Genomic DNA, 21,716 nt, shown 5'->3' with positions numbered 1-21,716 from the left:
GAAAGGATAAATCGTAGAAAATAGAGAAAAAGGAGATAAGGGTCAAGACTTAAGATGGATGGGAGGGGACTGGCGACCGCCAGAATGATGATGAGAAAACACCATTTTTTGGAGTTTGCAAAAGACACGGACAATGTATGGCGCCTGTTCAACCACATGAATGACGGCTTGATTATTACAGATGACAAGCGCCGAATTCTGCTGATGAATCCAGCCTATGAAGAGCTCACTGGCTATACAATGGAAGAGTTGTATTTAAAGAATCCCGGGTTTATCAGCTCTCGCCAGACGCCATCCCATGTTTTTAATGAAATGCGAGAAGGGCTTGCAAGCAAAGGAACTTGGACCGGCGAACTATTGAATCAACGGAAAAACGGAGAGTTGTTCTGGTCTTATATTACGATAACTTATATTGAAAAAGAAACGCCGGAAGAGTCTTATTATATTGGCATTATGCGCGATATTACTGAACGTAAAAAGGCCGAAGATGAAGCTTCATTTCTTGCTTATCATGATGAATTGACCCAAACCCCAAACCGTCACTTGTTTATGGAAAAAGGCACAGAGGCGCTTCAACAGGCGAGAGAAGATAATCACCGTGCTGCTGTTTTGTTTATTGACCTTGATCGTTTTAAGAAGGTGAATGATAGCTTTGGCCACCATATCGGGGACCAGCTGTTGATGGAAATGTCCACCCGCCTCCGCAAAGCTTTGGGGGAACGCGGGATGATCAGCAGATTTGGTGGTGACGAATTTACGGTATTAATTGATAAGATAGAAGGTGATGTCTATGAAGAAGTACAATATGTCATTACCGAAATTTTTAATACGTGTAACCGTCCAATCACATTAGTAGACCGCCATGTCTATATTACTGCTTCTATCGGAGTTAGTATTTATCCAGAGCACGGCCAAGACGTAGAAACGTTAATGAAAAATGCGGATAGTGCTATGTATCAGACAAAAGATGAAGGACGAAACAATTTCCAAATCTATAGCGATGGCATGGCTGATTACTCTCCTGAATACGTGGAGATAGAAAGTAACTTGAGACAAGCTATTGAAAATAAGGAAATCGAACCGCATTACCAGCTGCAAATAGACACACTCTTGAATCAACCTTATGGTGTGGAAGCGCTCGTACGCTGGGAACATCCAGACCGAGGTATTATGTCCCCGGGAAGCTTTCTGCCCGTAGCAGAGCAGTCAGGCGATATTATCCCGCTTGACCATATGATGCTAGAAGCAGCATGCCGGCAAATGAAAGAATGGCATAATGAAGGGTTTTCCCATTTGACGATTTCAGTTAATATCTCAAAGCTTACCTTTGAAGACGTATACTTTGAAGAGAAAGTACGGCAAGTATTAAAAGATACCGAGCTGCCGCCCGAGCGCTTATGCTTGGAAATAACAGAAAACATGGCAATTTCCAATGGTGAGGTGGCCATTTGGAAACTCAATCAATTAAAAAACATAGGCGTCCATGTCTCCCTTGATGATTTTGGGACGGGCTTCTCCTCACTTAGCCAGTTAAAAGACTTCCCAGTGGATGAACTGAAAATAGACAAATCATTTCTCAGCGAAAGTGACAATCAAAAAATCAATTCCACTATTATTAAACTGATTGTGCAAATGGCAGAGAGCTTGAATTTCTCGGTGATTTGCGAGGGAATTGAAACGAAGGAACAACTAGCGCAAATTAATAAAGAAGGCTGCTACCAGGCCCAAGGGTATTATTTCAGTAAACCATTAGCAGTACAAGACCTGCGTAGCGCCTTAGATGAATGTTTAGCATGAAATAAGGTAGAAACATGCAAAAATCGACAATCGTGAGAAACTATCAAAAGATAAAGTGAAACTTAAGCTGCTAGATTCCATTTTTGTGGCATAATGTGAAAGACGTTCAAAAAACAACGTAATTCATAGACGCAAAGGGTAGCTCCCTGTTATGATGAGTTTGGTTGTTGGGAGAGGCACCTGCCTAATAGACAACCAAACTACTATTGTTTTTAAACAGGGGGAACTAACCATGAATAAAAAACTTCTTTATACTACACTTACAGGAATCCTTTCACTAAGCGTACTTGCTGCTTGCGGCGACGAGCCAGCAGATGAGGAGCCAGTAGACGAGCCAGCAGACGAAGAACTTGAAATCGACGATGAAGAAGGCGAAGACGACGAAGACGGTCTTGAAGACGATGAAGATGAAGATGAAGACCTAGACGACGATCTTGAAGACGATGAAGATGAAGACCTTGAAGAAGATGAAGAAGACGAAGAAGACGACGAGTAATTAACTCATCGCTAAAAAAGCACCCCGCGCGGGTGCTTTTTTTTATAGGGCTAAATCGAATGTGCCGGACGGTAGAGTTTCTCGATAGGGAGGAAGACAGGAGCAGGGCAGAGCCCGGTTGTGGAGTGATTAAATGTAGTTGTGGTGTGACGAGGCGCAGTTGTGGAGTGACAGCATCTTGTTGTGGCGTGTAGCGGATTGGTTGTTGAGTGAAGCCTTTAGGTTGTGGCGTCACGTGATTTCTTTGTGGCGTGACGCGGTTTCCTTGTGGTGTCCCGATAATCGGCCGTGGAGCCAGGGGCTTGCGCCGTCCTACCATCTACCGTTTGCAGAGGTAGGAGGTACATTCATACGGCTTGGAGTTCCAATGAGGCGCCACTTCTCTGCAAAGACGCATTCTTAAAAGCCTTACCAACATCAGGTAATGAAACGCTGCGTTCGCAGCGTTTTTCTATGCGAAAAAGACGAGAGACCTATAGTCAAAACAGGCAAAACGTCGTAGAATAACAGATACATTGTCAAAAAGGCCTGAATTTTCCACATAATACATGCTATTTCCTGTGCAACCTCTAGGAAGAAGGGTTTACACCAAGCCACTGTCTCTTCTTGTGTGACGATGGCATGATGAATACAGGAAAGCTTATGACACTAGCCATCTACTTCATTTGAGAGAGAAAAAGAGGAGGAAGCATTCATGTTAAAACGGAGTCCGTACCGTACTGAAGTGAATGAAACATCCGCATCCTGGCCTGCCCGAAGCAAACGCGAGCGTAAAATGCAAGCACGTACTGGCAAGAAAAACCGGCAGTCCACTCTCCAACCTTTACCATTTCCGGCTGTATTCTACCCACCAGCCGCACCATTAACTATACAAGCACCAGCCAAGCCGGCAGAACATCACCCTTACCTTGCTAAAACGCTGGTAACGACCACCGCTTTAGGCGGTACCCTGTTCGCCTTACCGCTTGCGGCAGACGCTGCTTTCAGCCAAAACACCCTCTACCCGGGGCAAGAACACGAAGAGGTAGCGCTTTTGCAAACCAAACTCGCCGACCATAAATACCTTACATATGATGACATCACCGGCTCTTACGGCGAACGAACGAGCGAAGCGGTCAAGCAATTCCAGCGCGATTACGGCCTCCCCGTCGATGGGGTCGCTCAAGCGAGCACACTAAAAGCTATGACACAACACCTTAATGTAAAGACAGAAACGGATGAAGACGACGTGGAACCTGTAGATGAGGCAAAAGACCCAACACCGACAGTAAAAACGACCGAGGAACCCCCGACTTCCTCGGTCCAATCCGAAGCGGAAAAACCTCCTTCCTCGGTGGAAAACGAACCGGAACCGGGCGCCGAAGAAAACGAACCTGCCCCTTCCTCTGCAAAAGAAGAAGCGGGTACTACCACAGAACACGCGCAGACAAACGAGCCTGCGGTTCAATCCTCTTCTTCCGCTGCCTTACCGGCTTCTACTGTACTGCAGCCGGGGATGGAGAACCGCAAAGTCAAGCAGCTACAGCGCCAGCTCAACGAAGAAGGGTACTTCACCCACGAAGCCACCGGTTATTACGGCCGCATTACCTCCCAGGCCGTGCGCGATTTTCAGCGGACTCACGGGCTCCAAGTCGACGGCTTGGCCGGCCCTGAAACGTTAAGCGCGCTACGTGCCGTCGCTGCCGCCGACAATAGTGAACCTGACGCCCCCGAAGTCAAAAGCGAGTCAGGGACAGAGGAGGGGTCCACCGCTACAGACACCGACGATGAAGTGGGTACTCCCGGCTCTTCTTTACCAGAAGAGGCACGCGAAACGAGCAGCTGGTCGTCTGAGGATTTTCAAGAAGATGACGGCAGTGATTGGCGGACAAGCTCCTTTGCGATGGAAGAGATTGTGCTCGGGGAGGAGGGCAACCACGTGGCTTTGCTGCAGCAGGCATTGAAGGCCTTAGATTACTACAAAACGGATGTAACGGGCGTTTTCGGGCCGAAGACGGAAACGGCTGTCGCCGACTTCCAGGCGAAAAATGACGTTGCAGAAGATGAGAGTGGGGTAGCGGGCCAGGCGACGCTGCACGCACTGAAACATGACCCCACCCCGGCAGCAGGTACTGCGGACGAGCCTGAAGAAGAAACGCTGGCCGAGCGCCTTCCGAACGACACCGTCTACCGTTCGGGCGCCACCGGCTCCGGCGTGGAAACCCTCCAGGAAGCCTTGCGCGACCTCAACTTCCTCGCCATGGAACCATCCGGCGTCTACTCCACCGTCACCGAAAACGCCGTCCGCGACTTCCAGAAGACCTACAACATCACCGTTGACGGCCTTGCCGGCCCCCAGACCTTTGCCAAGCTAAAAGGCGTCCTTACTGGAACAGTGGAGGAAAGAGAAGCAGGTGGCGGTGTGGACGAAGGCGGCGAACGCGCCCCGGAATCCGGCACCGACGGCGCAGCCGAATCGCCTGGCGAAGAGGACAGCGAACAAGAAGGGAACGGCTCCACTGAGGTAGATGTGGAAGACCTCTTCGCTGACACGTCGCTCGTTTTGCGCTTAGGTGACACAGGCGGCGTGGTCGAACTGTTTCAATCCAAATTGAAAGAACTCGACTATATCGCGATGGAACCATCCGGTGTGTATTCAAATGTAACTGCAGAAGCGGTAAAGGAATTTCAGCGCGATTTCGGGCTTGTGGTGGACGGCTTGGCCGGCCCGGAAACCCTCGGTGCGCTAGAAGAGACGCTCGCCGGCGAACGCGCCCCGGGCGAAGCACCAGAGCCGAACAACCCCGACCAAGGACCGTCCACACCGAGTGGAGATGATGAGCGGACAGGCGGCGGCTTTGAGGTGATGGATTTAATCGAAGAAGCTTCCACCCATATCGGTACCCCGTACCAGTGGGGCGGCACGAGTACCTCGGGCTTTGATTGCAGCGGCTTTTTGCAATACGTCTATAACGAAGTAGGGGTAAGCCTCCCCCGCACCGTCGCGCAAATGTGGGAAGCGGGAGAAGCGGTGAGCGAACCAAAAGTCGGCGACCTCGTCTTCTTTGAAACCTACGCCGCTGGCCCTTCCCATGCCGGCATCTACAGCGGCGGCGGCAGCTTCGTCCACGCCGGCTCGTCTTCCGGCGTCACCGTTGCCAGCATGCAGACGGAGTATTGGAGCGACCGCTACCTCGGCGCGAAGCGTGTGTATTAAGGCATGGTGCTGCAGAACCTGTTCTGTTAGAGGGGCACCCGCCTCCGTTCACGGCGAGTATAACGAAGGGGGCTGTCCAAAAAGGGCAGCCCCTTCGTTAGTCATCCTATGAAAATTGGGTGATTCCGTTGGCGCCGATGCCATACCGCAAATACAGCATGGGAAACGCGCGACGTCACACGTATTGGCGTGACACGGCACTCAATGCTCATGACACCACACTCGAAGAACGTGCCTCCGCACTAACATAGCGACACGCGGCACTAATGAGCCGTGACACCACACTCCGTCATCGTCACTGCGCAAAGGAAGGGCATGACTGCGCACCGGTAGCCCGTCACTGCGCAAAGGAAGGGGTCGACTGCGCACCGGTAGCCCGTCACTGCGCAAAGGAAGGGGTCGACTGCGCACCGGTAGTCCGTCACTGCGCAAAGGAAGGGCATGACGCCCACCCGCTCCCTTTTTTAATACTTTCAAGGGTTTTGGGACTGCCTCCTTTCTGCTTTATCGCCTTCCATTTCTATTATTCTCGCTGCTGGTCCTAGCCAATAAAACCTTTTATTTATCATATTTCTACGAGATTATTTCAAATTTTACAAGATGTGATACGTAAACGTAACGTGATTTTGGGACCTTTAGACCACTAGCCACGCCTAGAGTTGTGTTAAACTATCTACGAATCAACTGGAAATCGTTTCATATATTAAATGTTCTCCTATTTCAACGCGAGCTCGGTTGCCACAACAGACAACGGGTCCTCGCACAACGCACGTCTCCGCTTGTCTTTTACATAAAAGCACGAGGTTGGACGAGCTTGGAACTTAATCAAACGGACGGTTGTTTCAAAGAATGTCATCAGGGGGAGTAGAATCATGAAGAAGGTTACGTTGTTGGTGCTTGCGATGGCACTGGTCTTGTCGCCGTTGTTCATAGAGTCATCGGGTCAGCAGAAGACTGCGGAAGCGGGTACGAACTATTCGGACGTGCAGCCTTCGCAGCAGGATGCGATTCAGCGTTTATCAGATCAAAATATAATTAGTGGTTATCCGGATGGTACGTTTCGTCCGAATCAAGAGGTGACACGGGCGGAAGCGGTATCGATGCTTGGCCGTGTGCTCGGTTTTAGCAGTAGCGGGAGCAGCTTCCCGGATGTAGATTCTAATCATTATGCGTCCGGCCACATTGCGGGCGCAGTGGAAGAAGGCATTGTTGCTGGATACCCAGACGGCACGTTCCGTCCGACTCAAACGGTCTCGCGAGCTGAAATGGCGATTTTCTTAACGCGTGGCTTTAACTTGAGCGATGAAGGCGGGGAAGCGAATTTCTGGGATGTGTATCCGGGGGTTATGGGAGCATCAGCGATTACAGATGTAGCTGAAGCGCGCATTGCCGCTGGTTATCCGGACGGCAGCTTTAAGCCGACCCGGGGTATTACGCGTTATGAATTCGTATTGTTCCTTGACCGCACGCTGCATGAAAGTGAACGCACGTCAGGCAATGGCCAAAGCGGCCTGCAGGGCATGCAAGCAACATCCGCTGTAGTTAACGCGCCTGCAGCTGGCGCTCTCAATGTCCGTCCTTACCCAGGCACAGACAATACACCAATTGGTCGGGTGACACATGGCGATGAAATCGATTATTACGAAACGATCGATAACTGGGCACTCATCGACTATAACGGAGAATTTGGATTTGTATCGTTGTCGTACTTACGCTCAGCAAACGGAAGCCTTGCCGGCAAAACGATCGTCGTCGATCCCGGCCACGGCGGCCATGACCCAGGAGCCGGCGCATTCGGCATCCAAGAGAAAGACGTCGTCCTCGACACCGGCAACTACCTAAGACCAATGCTTGAAGATGCCGGAGCAAATGTAATTATGACGCGTTCCACCGACACATTTGTTACACTTAACGAACGCGCAAACATTGCAAACCGCCAGAACGCGGACGCTTTCATCAGTATTCACGCAAACGCAGCCGGAAGCTCCGCCGCCCACGGCACAGAAACGTATTGGGATAACTCAAATGCCAGTGCCGGAAGCCAGGCGCTCGCAGCGAGCATCCAGCGTGAACTCGTCGCTGAACTTGGCACACTAGACCGCGGCGTCAAACAAGCCGGCTTCAGTGTAATCCGCCGCTCGCAAATGCCAAGCGTCTTAGTCGAACTCGGCTTCGTCACCAACCAAAATGAAGCCAACCGACTTAACAGCTCCGGCTTCCAGCAGCGCGCCGCCGAAGCCATCACCCGCGGCACCATCAATCACTTTGAATAATCATACGAAGAAAAGTCCCTCCAGCGCGAGGGACTTTTTTCAGTCATCATGCTAAAACGCACTGAGCCCTTTTGCACCGTTCTCAGGTCTCGTGCCGCCGCACCCGGGTGGAGCGACGCCACACCCGGGTAGAGTGACACCACAACGGAGCCGAGTGACGCCACAACGGAGTCGAGCGACGCCACACCTGGATCGCGTGCCGCGGCACCCGCCAGCCAATATGCAAGAGGAACCCATGACTGCGCACTGAGAACCCGTCACTGCGCAAGCGGAGGTAGTGACTGCGCACCGAGAACCCGTCACTGCGCAAGCGGAGGTAGTGACTGCGCACCGAGAACCCGTCACTGCGCAAGCGGAGGTAGTGACTGCGCACCGAGAACCCCTCACTGCGCAAGCGGAGGTAGTGACTGCGCACCGAGAACGTCACTGCGCAAAGAGGAAGGCGCGCTCGCGTCCTCAGCACACACCATGACGCCCCACCCCCTTCTCTACGCAATGCCGCAATCTTCGGAATGAAAACCTCTACCCCTCATAACGAGAAAACTGGCTGTGCCAGTTTTTTCAAAATCATCATCCTCGCCCTTTCTGCCAATTTCCGCTATACTATGAATAACCGCGCGCCTCCCCGGCACCTATACCCTAAAGGAGGTCGACCCCTACGCCATATTCTCCGCACGATGCCATCCCGCATGATCAACTTTTCAAACAGCTCCTCACCACGTATTTCACTGAATTTCTCGATGCGTTTTTCCCCGCAGCGCTTGAACATATCGACACCACTCACCTCACCTTCCTGGAACAAGAAGTTTTCACCGACATCGTCAATCAGGACAAACGCGTCGTCGACTTGCTCGTCGAAACGAAAATCAAAGGTGAAGACGGGCTCATTATCGTCCACGTGGAAGCGCAGTCCGCGCCACAGGCCAACTTCCACCAGCGTATGTTTCACTATTTCAGCCGCCTCTACGAAAAATACCAGCGGCGCATCCTGCCGATCGCCATCTTCAGCAACCAATCCACCCACAGCGGACCTGAATCTCTTCAAATTGCCTTCCCCTTTTTCCACGTGCTCTCCTTTCACTTTTTCAACCTGGAGCTTGCCAACCGCAACTGGCGCGATTTTATTCAAAAAGATAACCCCGCAGCCGCCGCATTACTGTCACAAATGGGGTATAATGAAAAAGAAAAAGTAGAAGTCAAACTCGAATTTTTACGCATGATCGCCCGCCTCGAAATCGACCCGGCCCGCGCCGACTTTCTCGCTAACCTGTTTGAATCATACCTGACATTAAACCCAGACGAAGAGGCCACCCTGCAAACCGAAATTCAAAAACTCCCAAAAAAGGAGGAAACCCATGTCATGAAAATCGAAACGTACCGCACCCGACAGTGGAAAATGGAAGGAAGAGAAGAAGGCAGAGAAGAAGGCAGAGAAGAAGGGATAAGAGAAGGTAAGGAAAAAGGAAAACGTGAGGAAAAAGCCGCTATGCTGATCGGCTTTCTACAAGCCCGCTTCCCGGAAGAAGTGACAGAAGAAGCTGTGGCTCTCATTCAAGCATGCCGGGACACAGAAAAATTAGAGAACGTGCAGCCCCGCCTCTTCAAAGCGGACAGCTGGGACGAAATTGCTACAGCATTGGAAGTTTTGAAAGACTAATACGAAGCCGGGCGTTCCATTGATATAAATCTCAGGCTGGGGGCGCGCGGTTCCCTGACTTATTCTATTCATTTGTATCTAACTCCCCAAAAGGAGGAAACCCATGTCATGAAAATCGAAACGTACCGCACCCAACAGTGGAAAATGGAAGGGAGAGAAGAGGGCAAAAAGGAGGGCATACAAGAAGGCAGAGAAGAAGGGATAAGAGAAGGTAAGGAAAAAGGAAAACGTGAAGAAAAAGCCGCCATGCTGATCAGCTTTTTACAAACCCGCTTCCCGGACGAAGTAACGAAAAAAGCAGTGGGCAGAGTTCAAACGTGTGCTGACATAGAAACGTTAGAAAAGATTCAGTCCCACTTATTTAAAGCGGACACGTGGGAAGAAGTAGAAAGCGTACTGAAAACTTTGGAAGTCTAACATGCTGGAAAAAGGTTCAAAGGTAAAACGCACGGTTTATGTGAAAATAAAACACCTACTAAGCTGAAAGAGATTCCCTTAACGGCAATCTCTTTTAATTTTGTCTTTTCTTAAAATGTAAAAACTGGCTAGCCAGTTTTACCCGCATCTAATCTTTTGATTTCCTCAAGAAGGTTTACGAATATCTTACATAATGTCTTCGAGGCTGCACCGACCTCGCAACTTTCCTTTTCACACGCCACAACGGAGTCGAGTGACGCCACACTCAGGCCGAGTCACTCCACAACCAATCCGCGCGACGCCACAACCGTAACCCTGATCCGCACGATCCCCCATCACACCACGCCCGCCCCCCCACCACACCGGCCCCAGAGCCCAAAACACGCCATTCGCACCCTCCCCGTTCTCCATAAAAATTTCCACTAAAACATGTAACCTTTTTTTCCGTGCACCGACATATACTGTGGAGAATAAAGTAGCAATACATGACCGAGCATTCTGGGCATGACTGCGCCCTGGGGATCCGTGACGGTGCACCTAGCACCTGTCACCGCGCAAAAAGAGGAGGTGCCTGCGCCCTCCGCTCCCGTGGCTGCGCAAGCCGAGCGTCTTCGAACGGCCTCGACTCCCGTACCAACGCACCTCGGACCCCTCAAGCGCTCAACGACGCACACTCCTGTTGCGCCCAGTCTCCCGGGAACCTCCATAACCAGGCGCCTAACCGCCGTCCCTTGTGACCAGCCTGGTTCACTCGGCCAAAGCTGCCAAAGCTGCCAACGCAGCCCCCAGGCTCACGAGGCTCACACGCCTCATCCGACCCGGCCCCCTGCTCGCCCGAGTCACCAACGCGCGCTTGTATCCTGTATCCAAAAATCCGCGTGCCGCCCAAGCACAGCAGCTCGCCCCTAGCCAGTACGCTGCATATCACACGCTGCCACCGCCCACGAACAAAGGAGGAACGCCAATGGCACGACCACGCACCCTGACAACACTCATCGTTTCTGCTTTAGCCATCGCTGGACTCGTTACATATACAACGGAAGAACCGCTGACCATTAGTATCGACCAGCCCAACACCCAGTCCACCCAAATCAAAAACCCAGACACGCCCAATCAGCCCGAACCAAGCACAGCCGACACCGAAACCCTCATCGCCGAAACCACCGACACCAACTTTACCTATCGCATCATAAGCGAACAAAGCAGCTACACCAGCGACCAGCCCGTCCAACTGTACGCTGAGCTCGAATACACCGGTAGCCGCGACCACATCACCATCAGCCACGGCGCCGACCCATTCTACTTCCCGCTCAAGGACCACAGCCGCGACCTCGAGCTGAGCTACTGGAGCTATGACACAGACCAAACCACCACTTTGGAAAAAGAAAAGCCGATACGCGTCTCGATCGATCGAGACCGGCTCCAGCCGCGATCAGGCAGTCAATCGAGCGATGCGCGCACCTTACTTGAAGACATACGGGAAGGCGAAGACTTTCCCCCAGGCGAATATAATGTGAAAGGCCAGGCTCGTTTTCAAGTACCAGACAAAGACCATCAGCTCCACTCCCTGGAAACAGAACTAACCTTCACCGTCCATGATGGTGTCTGACCCCCACTGCGGTAATGCGTTAACGCAGTGGGGTTTTTTTCTTGCTTTTTGCAAAGTATGTTAGAATTTAAACGTTTTTGGGAATAGGGCTCCACAGATTAGAAGATCTACCCTTCTATATTAAAATCTATCAATCTAGGCAAAAGGACATGCTCCTTGAAAAAACAGAGAAAGGTGGAGATACCATTGCAAAGCTATTACCCTCCTATCAAAGTAGAACGCTCGAAATGTTCACTCCCAGTAAAAGTTGGTGCGAGAGCTTTCCTCCCGTTTCTTTTGACAGTGGTAAGCTTAATGCTTGTATCACCGCTGCAAGCAGAGGGAGGAGAAAAGGATTATTTTATTACTTATACCGATGAGATTGATGAAACCTTAATTGAAGAGCATGGTGGTTCGGTCGTCGAAACATATGATTTTCTTACAGCTGTATTGGCCGAACTAACTGAAGAAGAAGCGGCTAATCTTCTTGAACATGAATCAGTAGAAAACGTAGAAAAAGACCAAGAATTCCAAATCGACCCGGAGCCAGCTCCGGAAGAAGACGATGGCTCGGACGGCTCAGCTGATGACCCAGAGATCTCAGCTGCCAATGAAACAATTGACTGGGGGATGGAGCGAATTAACGCCCCAGCCGCTTGGAAGAATGATGTCACCGGCGAAGGGGTGAGTGTGGCCGTGATCGATACCGGCATCATGCACGACCACCCCGACCTTAACGTCGTAGATAGTGAGACGTTTGTTGACGGGACAGAAGATGCGGAAGATGATAATGGCCACGGGACTCACGTGGCTGGTATTATAGCAGCGCTTGATAACAATGAAGGAACTGTGGGCGTAGCCCCAGATGCCGACCTTTACGCGGCAAAAGTGCTAAATGAAGACGGCAGCGGCATGCATTCCTGGGTAGTGCAGGGCATTGAGTGGGCCATCCACAATGAAATCGATGTAATTAATTTAAGCGTAGGCGGTGACCAGCACTCCGACCTGCTCGGGGATGCGATTGAATACGCGGTGGACCAGGGTATCGCGATGGTGGCTGCTGCCGGGAACCGCGGGGCCGGCGAGGACCAAATTGAATATCCTGCCCGCTATGATGACGTGATCGCGGTGGGTGCGACCACGATTCACGACGAGCGTGCCCAGTTTTCCGCCACCGGGCCGTCCCTTGATATTGTGGCTCCTGGCCAAGATATCTTAAGTACCGATAACGACGGCGGCTACATCCGCGACCATGGAACCTCTATGGCAGCCCCGCATGTGAGTGGGCATTTAGCCCTTTTACAACAGGAAAACCCTGAAGCTGAAAGCGATGAGCTGACGGAAATTTTATTTGAGAACACCGACAATCTCGGCACGGCAACGCCAAATGAAGAATACGGCCACGGTTTGATGACGATTTCTTCGGACATATCAGCACCGGAGCTTCCGCCGGAGGCACCGGAAAACTTGAGCGCGATTGTGGAGGAAGATGAAGAGGTGACGATCACCTGGGACGAACCAACAGATGGACCGGAGCCAATCCAGTACGTGGTGGAACGAAACGGCACAGAGATTGCGACCACTTCGGAGCTTGCGGTAACCGATGAGCCGGGACCAGGCGAGCATACCTACACCGTCACGGCCATCGGAGAAGATGATCGAACCTCGGACAGCGTCTCCACCACGATAACAGTAGAAGAAGACCTCGTCTTTGCACCGGTGTCCGGGCTGGACGCTGAACTTATTAATGATGAGACGGTGGAAGTAACCTGGACTTACGACGACCCGGGCGACACCCAAGCGCTCGAAATTGTCCGCGACGGCGAAAGCCTGGCGACTGTCGACGTCGATGAGACGAGCTTTGAAGATGAGCCGGGCACCGGCACGCATACCTACACGGTCATTCCGCTCGCTGAGGACGGCGAACGTACAGACAGCTCCCTTCACCGCGATGTTGAGATCACGGTCGAGCCCGAGCCAGAACCCGAACCTGAACCAACGCCGGAGCCGGAACTAGAGCCGGTTTCCGATCTTGAAGCGACCGTAACGGCAGATAACACCGTGGAGTTAAGCTGGACATACGACGACCCGGGTGACACCGAAGCATTGGAAATTGTCCATGATGATGAAACGCTCGCTATTGTCGACACTGACACCACCAGCTACGAAGACGTACCGCCCGAAGGAAGCCATACGTACACCGTCATTCCATTGGACGAAGAAGGCAACCGGGCAGACATTGACCAGCACCGAAGCGTTGATGTGACGCTTGAAGAAGAACCCAAGCCCGAACCTGAGCCTCAATTAGAGCCGGTCTCTGACCTAGAAGCAGCCATCGTCAATGATGAGACGGTACAGTTAAGCTGGGTCTTTGAGAACCAGGGCGATACAGAAGAACTTGAAATTGTCCGCGATGGTGAAAGCCTGGCAGTAGTGGATGCAAGTGAGACCACCGCTTACGAAGATGAACCGGGCGCAGGCACGCACACGTACATGGTGATCCCACTCGATGCAGACGGCAACCGGGCTGATAGCTCGCTGCACCGCAGTGTCGAAGTCCATATCGAAGCGCAGCCAGATCCTGAACCGTTAGAAGCGTATGGGGATGTGGACGAAGGTGATTGGCATCACGACTACCTCGCCGACCTTTATGGCCGTGGGTTTATAACCGGCTATCCGAATGATACGATGCAGCCAACAGCAAGCATTACCCGCGCGGAAGCGGCTGTGATCCTGGTCCGGGCAACGGATGCTACCACCGCGGACGCGAGCCATGAGTTCACTGATGTCCCTGATCATCATTTTGCAAATGACGAGATCGCAGCGGCTGCAGAGGCCGGCCTGATCTCCGGCTATGAAGACGGCAGCTTCCGCCCAGACGAGACGATCACCCGCGGAGAGACAGCGGCGCTCTTCACGCGCGCGTATAACTATAGCGGCGGCGAAGGCACCGATTTTCCTGACGTGAACGAAGACTATTTCGCCAGCGCCGCAATTGACACACTCACCGGCGCAGGAATTATTGAAGGCTACCCGGATGGGACATTCGGCCCAACCGACAGCGTATCAAGAGCTGAATATGCTGCTTTCCTAAGCCGCACGCTTGCTCATCAATAATAATTGCTTATACCCCACTGCGGTAATATATGACCGTGGTGGGGTTTTTCTTTTTTTAAAAAAAGAATCGTAAATTTCATTACAATTTGGTAACAAAAACCGATATAATAGTAAATATATCCATGAAAATACGAATCTCGCAATGTATACATGTGATTATTCTTTGTAATACAGAGAAGAAAGGTGGAGCTACATTTGCGCAAACATCATCAACCAACCTATAGAACAGAGCCAACATCGTCGTCGAGGTCCTCTTCACGAACGCGCGGAGCCGGTCTCCCCCTTCTTTTCACAACCCTTAGCTTATGTTTTACATATCCTGTCCATGCGGCAGAAGAAGAGACGTATATGATTACCTTTGCCGAGGAAATCAAAGAAGAGCTGATTGCAGAACAGGGCGGCGCGGTAGTGGATACATACGAATTTATGCCGGTCGCTTTAGCAGAACTAACAGAAGACGAAGCAGATACGCTGCTTGAGCATGAGTCGGTGGAGCACGTAGAAGCCGATGAAAAAGTGAATGTCGACCCTCTTCCAGAGCTAGAAGAGGGAGCGGAGAAAGAAGACGCTGCTGATACGAGCGGGGAAGCAGCACTCTCGATTGCGAGCGAACAAACGGTGGACTGGGCCCTCGAACGCATCAATGTGCCAGCAGCCTGGGAGAACGGACTCACCGGCGAAGGGGTGAGCGTTGCCGTGGTGGACACCGGCATTATGCATGAGCACCCTGACCTCAACGTGACCGACAGCGTCTCTTTTGTGGAAGGCGCAGAAGATGCTGAAGACGATAACGGGCACGGCACGCACGTTGCCGGTATTATAAGTGCGCTTGATAATGACGAAGGCATAATAGGGGTGGCGCCGGATACAGAATTGTACGCAGCCAAAGTGTTGGACGAAGAAGGCAGCGGTTATCATTCCTGGGTCGTGCGCGGCATTGACTGGGCTGTTCAGAACGATGTTGATATTATTAATTTGAGTGTAGGCGGTGACCAGCACTCCGACACGCTTGCAAGTGCTGTTGAACACGCCTATGCCGAAGGAGCAATGATAGTGGCCGCGGCGGGCAACCGTGGCTCCGGGAATGATCAGATTGAATACCCGGCTCGTTACGACGAAGTGATTGCTGTAGGAGCGACAAACCGTCAAGACGAGCGCGCTGCTTTTTCAGCGACCGGTCCTTCCCTTGATATCGTCGCCCCCGGGCAAAACATTCTCAGCGCTCACAACGACGGCAGTTATATCCGCGATAGCGGGACGTCAATGGCAGCTCCGCATGTGAGTGGTCACTTGGCTCTTCTGCAGCAAGCTGAGCCCGAGGCCACTAACACGGAACTGAGAGAACTTCTGTACGCTCACACCCAGAACCTCGGACTCGAAAGCCCTAACCATCTATACGGTCACGGGCTTACGTACGTATCTTCCGAGCTCGAACCTCCTGCGAATGAAGTTGAACCAAACCCAGAACCTGATTCGCTCGAGGCCTACGATGACGTTGACCGAGAGAGCTGGTCTTACTCTTATCTTGCGGATTTATATGAACGAAACTATATTAGCGGCTATCCGAATAACACCATGCGACCAACTGCAAGTATCACCCGCGCAGAAGCCGCCGTCCTGCTTGTGCGCGCCACTAATGCCTTTACGAGTGACGGTAGCCATGACTTTACCGACATTCCAGACGGGTATTACGCAGAAGGGGCGATTGAAGCAGCCGCCACCGCTGGCCTGATTTCCGGCTATAATGACGGCACCTTCCGCCCAGCGGAGACGATCACCCGTGGTGAGACGAGCGCGATGTTTGCCCGTGCCTACACGTACAGCGGCTCACAAGCATCCGATTTCTCAGACGTGCCTGAAGACTATTTCGCCGCATCCGCTATTCAATCACTTGCCCGCGCCGGAATTATTGAAGGGTATCCGAACGGAACCTTTGGCCCGCGAGAGAATGTGAGTAGAGCGGAGTACGCTGCGTTTTTAAGCCGCACGCTTGAACAACAATAAAACCCTCTATGCTTCGGCCATCACGCGCGCGCCGGAGCCATTCTATATGATAACTTTCTCTTTTATTTAAAAGTTGTCCAAAAAAATTTAGGAAAAGAAGTTTAAGAGTTTCTCGTCCGGGGAAGTCTTATAACCAAGAGGCAACAAAAAAAGACGCCTGTCTCTCCCAACAGGACGTCTTCAATGCTTCTTCCCCTTTCCTTACCCTATATATAGATGCTTATTCGCGCATGGAAGAGTAAGTCACACCCCTTACTTAAATTCTATGCTATGAATAAGCGTCGCGATTTCCGCTCGGGTCATGAATTGATCCGGGCGGTATTCGTTTTCACTGTAACCATTCACATGTCCTGCTGCATAAAGACCAGCTACCTCTGCAGCCATGACGCTATCTTCCTCCATATCAGAAAACAGAAGTTCAGCACGTTTATCGCGGTAGTCATAAGCTCGTGCGACGAGTTGAGCGACTTCTCCGCGTGTCATTGCCTTTTCTGCTTCAAAGCGATCCCCTTCAATGTCCAACAATTGTTCTTCTTCTATTCCTGCAATCGCATCCGCAGCCCAGAAGTCTGACTCTATATCTGGATAACTAGGTCTGTTCGCAGCTTCAATCCCTGCTACTGCAGTCACCACTTTAGCTGCTTCAGCCCTGGACATCTTCTCATCCGGTCTAAACTCTCCGTTTTCATATCCGCTAAGCACGTCTTCTCTACTTAGCTTCGCAATCGCCTCATGAGCCCAGTGATCTTCCGGCACATCGGTAAATTTCCCCTCGGGCAGCTCCGCTAATACGTTTTGCTCCGCCTGTTCACGTTCAAGCACTTTCCCGGCACCAATATAACGCTTTTCCCAATAATAAGGATCATCAATGGAGTCAACACTCACACCGTTCGAAGAAGAAGCGTGAATAAACTCTCCCTCCCCTTTATAAATCCCGGCATGAGAAGCACCGGGCTGGTACGTTTCAAAGAAAACGAGATCACCGGCAGCAGGCTCCTCGTGCTCAATCGAGTCAGCTTCGTTATAAATATCAGCCATTGTTCTGGGCAGATCTACACCGGCCGAATCATAGACATAATTTAAAAAGCCGGAACAATCAAATCCGCTCGGATCCGTGCCGCCATACACATATGGCGTGCCTTTATAGGACGTTGCTTCTTCAAGTAGGCCTTCTTGCTCGCCGGCAAGTGCTGCAGGTGTGTGCAAGCTGAGGAGAAAGCCTCCCATAAGTAACGCAGGTAGTACACGTGTCCTTGTAGGCATTCCCTCGACTCCTTTATGTAAGTGGTTATATAGAACTAGTGAATTTTAAAAATAAACCCAATCCTACCAGAATAGGAAAAGGTGAATAGATACCTGGACTTACGACTAATAGCCTAGCATAGTAGTTCTTTTCAGAATATTACACAATAATAACAAACTATTAACTATTTATTACATGAATCGACATCATTTCGTAAATTAACTATTTCTAAAATGTGACGATATAAGAAGTGAGTAGCTTATATTCAATCAGCCCCGCCATGAGCCCAATCGATATTCACCTATATAAAATGAAGCAAAAAAGTCAGTAACTATACAGGCTCAGTTCTTTTTAGAAAATGTTTAAAAATATGAAAAATCGGTTAATAACTCTATGAATGGACGGCGCATTGGTGTAAACTGATTGGTAGGTTATTCCTTTTACCTGTAAGATTTGACATTGCTTCACCATCATTTATCTTCCAAAACTTTGAAACTACTGGATAGTACTAGGTTGACAATGAAAAATAAGGTAATTATACTAATCTTGCAGGCGCCACCAAAATAAGACATATCATACCAAGGGGGCGAGGCTAAGTACTTAGATCTGATTAGAGATAATTTACGAGCTTCGTTTGTTGGAATTTGTCATTTTTTGGTTTTCAGGACCTCATTCACGGTAGAAACAGGTACAATTTATGGGTTCATACTATGGGCAACCTGCGATTGTACATAATTTAAAGGAGGAATACATTAATATGGCTTATAATCCAAAGTCTTACCGCCAATTTTTGGCGACAGGTGTAACAGCAGCATTGGCTAGTGTAGCAGTGGCAGGCACGGTAAGTGCAGACAATCACGAGGAAGTGGAAGCGTCTTTTGACGACGTTGATGAAGAGGCGTATTACGCGGAAGCTGTTCTTCCAATGGCTGAAGCTGGATTTATCGAAGGTACTTCTGAGAACCTTTTCTCTCCAGACCAGAACTTAACTCGCGGCCAGGCAGCAACTCTTTTCTCTCGTTCCCTTCTTTGGGACACTGACGAAGTAGAACCAGTAGATTTCTCCGACGTTGACGCAGAAGCATACTGGCACGACCACATCGCGGCAGCGGTTGAGCATGGCGTAATCGAAGGCCACGAAGACGGTACATTCCGTCCAAGCGACGACCTAACGCGCGGTGAAATGGCAGTACTTATGACTCGCGCATTTGACCTTGAAGTAGACAATGGCGATAACCATGACTTCACTGACCTTGATGGTCATCCATATGAAGACTACATCGCTGCGATCTATCAAGCAGGTCTTACTGACGGTTACCCAGACGGTACATTCGGACCGAATGACTCCGTTACACGCGGTCAATTCGCTACATTCCTTTACCGTGACGCTACCGTTCAAGAGAACGTTGCGAACGCGATTGCTTCTGTTGCGATCACAGAGGTAACGGCGGATACTGAAGCAGGCGTGACTACAGTTTCTGCTAACGTAGAAGGTGAGTTCGAAGCTGAAACAGCAACAGTTACTGTTGAAGCTGATGAAGAAGTAGTAGCAGAAGAAGAAGTAGAAATCGACGAAGACGGCAACGTAACTGCTGAATTCGCAGGACTTGCTGAAGGCGAGTACACAGCTACTGTAGAAGTAGAAGAAGACGGTGAAACAGTTTCTGAATCCACTGACTTTGAAGTAGACTACGACCTTGAAGGTTCAATCGAAGCTGCTGAAGAGCTTATCGACGCGCTTTCTGATGACATCACACTTGAAGACCGTGCGGATGTAATCGAAGCACGCGCCCTTGTTAATGAAATCCTTGAAGTAGACGAAGACGCTGAAATCGAAGGTCTCGACGCGCTTGAAGAAGCTGAAGAAGAAATCGAAGACCTCTTCGAAGATGCTGAAATCGACGATGCAGCATTCACTAGCACTTCTTCTTTCGAAGTAGAATTCGACAACGGCATCACTGGCCTTACAGAAGCAGACTTTGACGTAGAATATGATGGCGACGAGCTTGAGTTCGACGTAGAGTCTAACGTAGACGGCACTGTTTACACATTCACTCACGCTGACCTAGCTGGTGAAGACGGTGAACTCACTGTAGAATTCAACGACGAAGAAACTGAAATTGAGTTTGACTTCACAGAAGAAGCACTTGAAGCTGCAGTAGCTGAAGTTAACACTGCTGAAGATGAGGAAGAACTTCTTGAAGCACTTGAAGCTCCAGTTCTTAACCTTGAGAACGTGAACGATGACTTTATTTCCCAATATGCTGAGGAGATTGACGATAGCTTCACGAACACTGCAGAACGAATTCAAGCAGCTATTGAACGTGTGAACGAAGAATATCAAGATGATGTAGCAGAAGCTATTGAAACGCTTAATGAGACAGCTAACACAGAAGAATTCCAAGAAGCACTTGAATTTGTTCTTAATCTAGAAGAGGAAGAGCTTGATGATGTTGACTTGGAAGATTTCTTTGAGGCAATTCAAGAGGCCCAGCCTGAAACTGCAGGTGAAGTGTTCGATATTGTTATTGATGAATTACTAGATACCCCAACATCAGAGAGCCTTGAGCTAGCTGGTACAATAGCAGAAGCTAATCTCTCTGGCGATGATCTAGAAGATCTCCAAGAAGAAATCGAGGATCTACAACTCCTAGCAGACATCAATGATGCTGTAGAAGAGGGTGAACTTGAAGATGCGCTAGAAGCGGCTGACATTGAGGGTTATGATACTGAGGTGTTAGAAGATAACCTAGCGGACACATTCGAGGATGAAACATTTAACTCTCTTGAGGAAGTACAAACGTTCATCGATGAGCAAAATGAAGAACAAGCTGAAGATATTATCGAAGATATCAATGATATCTTGGCTGGTAATTATGATGGAGATGAAAGTCTAGAAGAGCTTCTTGGAGAGCTTGGAATTGACTTTGACGATGAAAATGATGACGAAGAGAACTTTGTGAACATGTTCGAAGATGAAACCTTTGATTCCATTGAAGATCTTCGAAGCGCTGTAGAAGAAGCTCGTCTTGTAGAAGGAATTTCTTCTGCATATGATGAGGGAGAAGACACTGTTGCAGAGATTCTAGAGCTTCTCACAGAACTTGATGATAATGAAGACTTCATTGACCTTGGAGCTCAAGGACGAGTTGATGTGTCTGCGATTATCGCTGCGGAGTATGAGGCTGAGGATTTTGAAACAGAAGAAGATGTTCGCTCTGCACTAGAAGAAGCTATTTCAATATTTAATGAACGTGTAGATGCAGTGAACGAAGCAACTTCTATTTCAGCTACAATTGCTGCTCTTGAAGATATTGATGAAGATTTTGCAGAGTTATCAACTGCAGAGCAATCAGACATTGCTGAAGCGTTCTTAGATTACAGAGAAGAAGTAGCTGAAGAAGAAGAGTTAGAGGAAGACTACGCTGATTTCTCAGATATCGGCTCAATTGAAGCAGCACTAGATTCTCTTATGCCAGAAGAAGACCCAGAAGATCCAGAAGAAGACCCAGAACCTGAATCAGCTGAACTAGAAGGTGTTTCTGCTGGAGATTCTGAGATTGAGCTAACCTTCACTGATGAGGTAGCTTTTGAAAACACTGAGAACTTCGGTGAAGGTGAAGGTTTTGAAGTTCTTGCAGGGGAGACACAATTAGAATTTAATGAGGATTATGAAGCTCTAGACGAAGGTGAATTCTCAATTGTAGGAATCACGTATGATGAAGGGACAGAACAATCCTCTACCGTTAACGTTTATGTGTATGGAGATGCAGAAAGTGGCTCTTACACTATCGATTACACTAATAACGAAGACAACTTCTTTGTAGACGAAAACGACAATGACGTTGAAAGTTTTGTAGTTGAGCTTGAAGACGGTGAAGAACAAGAGTAATCATAATCTTTTTGTCCCATAAGTAATAAAGTGAAC

General features: G+C 49.8%; 12 protein-coding genes and 1 pseudogene. 11 read left to right on the top strand and 2 right to left on the bottom strand.

Going from position 1 to position 21,716, the window contains the following annotated elements; genetic code table 11:
* Positions 1-84 precede the first annotated feature (84 nt).
* From D469_RS20065 to D469_RS21150, 3 genes are all read left to right on the top strand, one after another.
* Positions 85-1,797: a putative bifunctional diguanylate cyclase/phosphodiesterase gene (locus tag D469_RS20065; protein ID WP_018923089.1), complete on the top strand. Its 1,713-nt coding sequence runs from the start codon at positions 85-87 to the stop codon at positions 1,795-1,797.
* A gap of 232 nt (positions 1,798-2,029) precedes the next feature.
* Entirely contained in the window at positions 2,030-2,293 is a 264-nt protein-coding gene (locus D469_RS22050) for a hypothetical protein (protein ID WP_018923088.1), read from the top strand.
* A 694-nt stretch (positions 2,294-2,987) separates the two neighbouring features.
* Positions 2,988-5,489, top strand: coding sequence for a C40 family peptidase (locus D469_RS21150; protein WP_018923087.1), 2,502 nt, complete (start codon positions 2,988-2,990; stop codon positions 5,487-5,489).
* A 201-nt stretch (positions 5,490-5,690) separates the two neighbouring features.
* On the opposite strand, the gene D469_RS22045 is transcribed toward D469_RS21150, so the two are convergent.
* A complete protein-coding gene (locus D469_RS22045) occupies positions 5,691-5,966 on the bottom strand; it encodes a hypothetical protein (RefSeq protein ID WP_156816956.1) in 276 nt (91 codons plus the stop codon).
* Between the two features lie 395 nt (positions 5,967-6,361).
* On the opposite strand from D469_RS22045, the gene D469_RS21145 reads away from it, so the two are divergent.
* The 7 genes and pseudogenes from D469_RS21145 (at position 6,362) to D469_RS21125 (ending at position 16,545) form a co-directional block, all read left to right on the top strand.
* A complete protein-coding gene (locus D469_RS21145) occupies positions 6,362-7,762 on the top strand; it encodes an N-acetylmuramoyl-L-alanine amidase (protein ID WP_018923086.1) in 1,401 nt (466 codons plus the stop codon).
* Between the two features lie 682 nt (positions 7,763-8,444).
* A pseudogene (locus D469_RS22770) lies at positions 8,445-8,684 on the top strand (Rpn family recombination-promoting nuclease/putative transposase); the annotation flags it as partial.
* 243 nt (positions 8,685-8,927) lie between these two features.
* Positions 8,928-9,419: a hypothetical protein gene (locus tag D469_RS22340; RefSeq protein ID WP_018923084.1), complete on the top strand. Its 492-nt coding sequence runs from the start codon at positions 8,928-8,930 to the stop codon at positions 9,417-9,419.
* A gap of 108 nt (positions 9,420-9,527) precedes the next feature.
* Positions 9,528-9,836, top strand: a complete 309-nt coding sequence (locus D469_RS0109115; RefSeq protein ID WP_018923083.1) for an RpnC/YadD family protein — start codon at positions 9,528-9,530, stop codon at positions 9,834-9,836.
* A 964-nt stretch (positions 9,837-10,800) separates the two neighbouring features.
* The gene (locus tag D469_RS21135) at positions 10,801-11,445 is read left to right on the top strand and encodes a hypothetical protein (RefSeq protein WP_018923080.1); all 645 of its coding nucleotides are present in this window, start codon (positions 10,801-10,803) and stop codon (positions 11,443-11,445) included.
* Positions 11,446-11,631: 186 nt separating this feature from the next.
* On the top strand, positions 11,632-14,541 hold the full coding sequence (locus tag D469_RS21130) for a S8 family serine peptidase (protein WP_018923079.1): 2,910 nt from the start codon (positions 11,632-11,634) through the stop codon (positions 14,539-14,541).
* A gap of 195 nt (positions 14,542-14,736) precedes the next feature.
* Positions 14,737-16,545, top strand: coding sequence for a S8 family peptidase (locus D469_RS21125; RefSeq protein ID WP_156816955.1), 1,809 nt, complete (start codon positions 14,737-14,739; stop codon positions 16,543-16,545).
* Between the two features lie 252 nt (positions 16,546-16,797).
* Here the strand turns inward: D469_RS21125 and D469_RS20025 are convergent, their stop codons facing one another.
* Entirely contained in the window at positions 16,798-17,808 is a 1,011-nt protein-coding gene (locus D469_RS20025; protein WP_018923077.1) for a C40 family peptidase, read from the bottom strand.
* A gap of 737 nt (positions 17,809-18,545) precedes the next feature.
* Here D469_RS20025 and D469_RS20020 point away from each other — a divergent pair.
* On the top strand, positions 18,546-21,680 hold the full coding sequence (locus D469_RS20020) for an S-layer homology domain-containing protein (RefSeq protein ID WP_018923076.1): 3,135 nt from the start codon (positions 18,546-18,548) through the stop codon (positions 21,678-21,680).
* The last annotated feature ends 36 nt before the right edge of the window (positions 21,681-21,716 follow it).

This window comes from Salsuginibacillus kocurii DSM 18087, from assembly GCF_000377705.1.
GTDB classification, from domain to species: domain Bacteria; phylum Bacillota; class Bacilli; order Bacillales; family Marinococcaceae; genus Salsuginibacillus; species Salsuginibacillus kocurii.
This window is presented reverse-complemented; position numbering and strand designations above follow the sequence as displayed.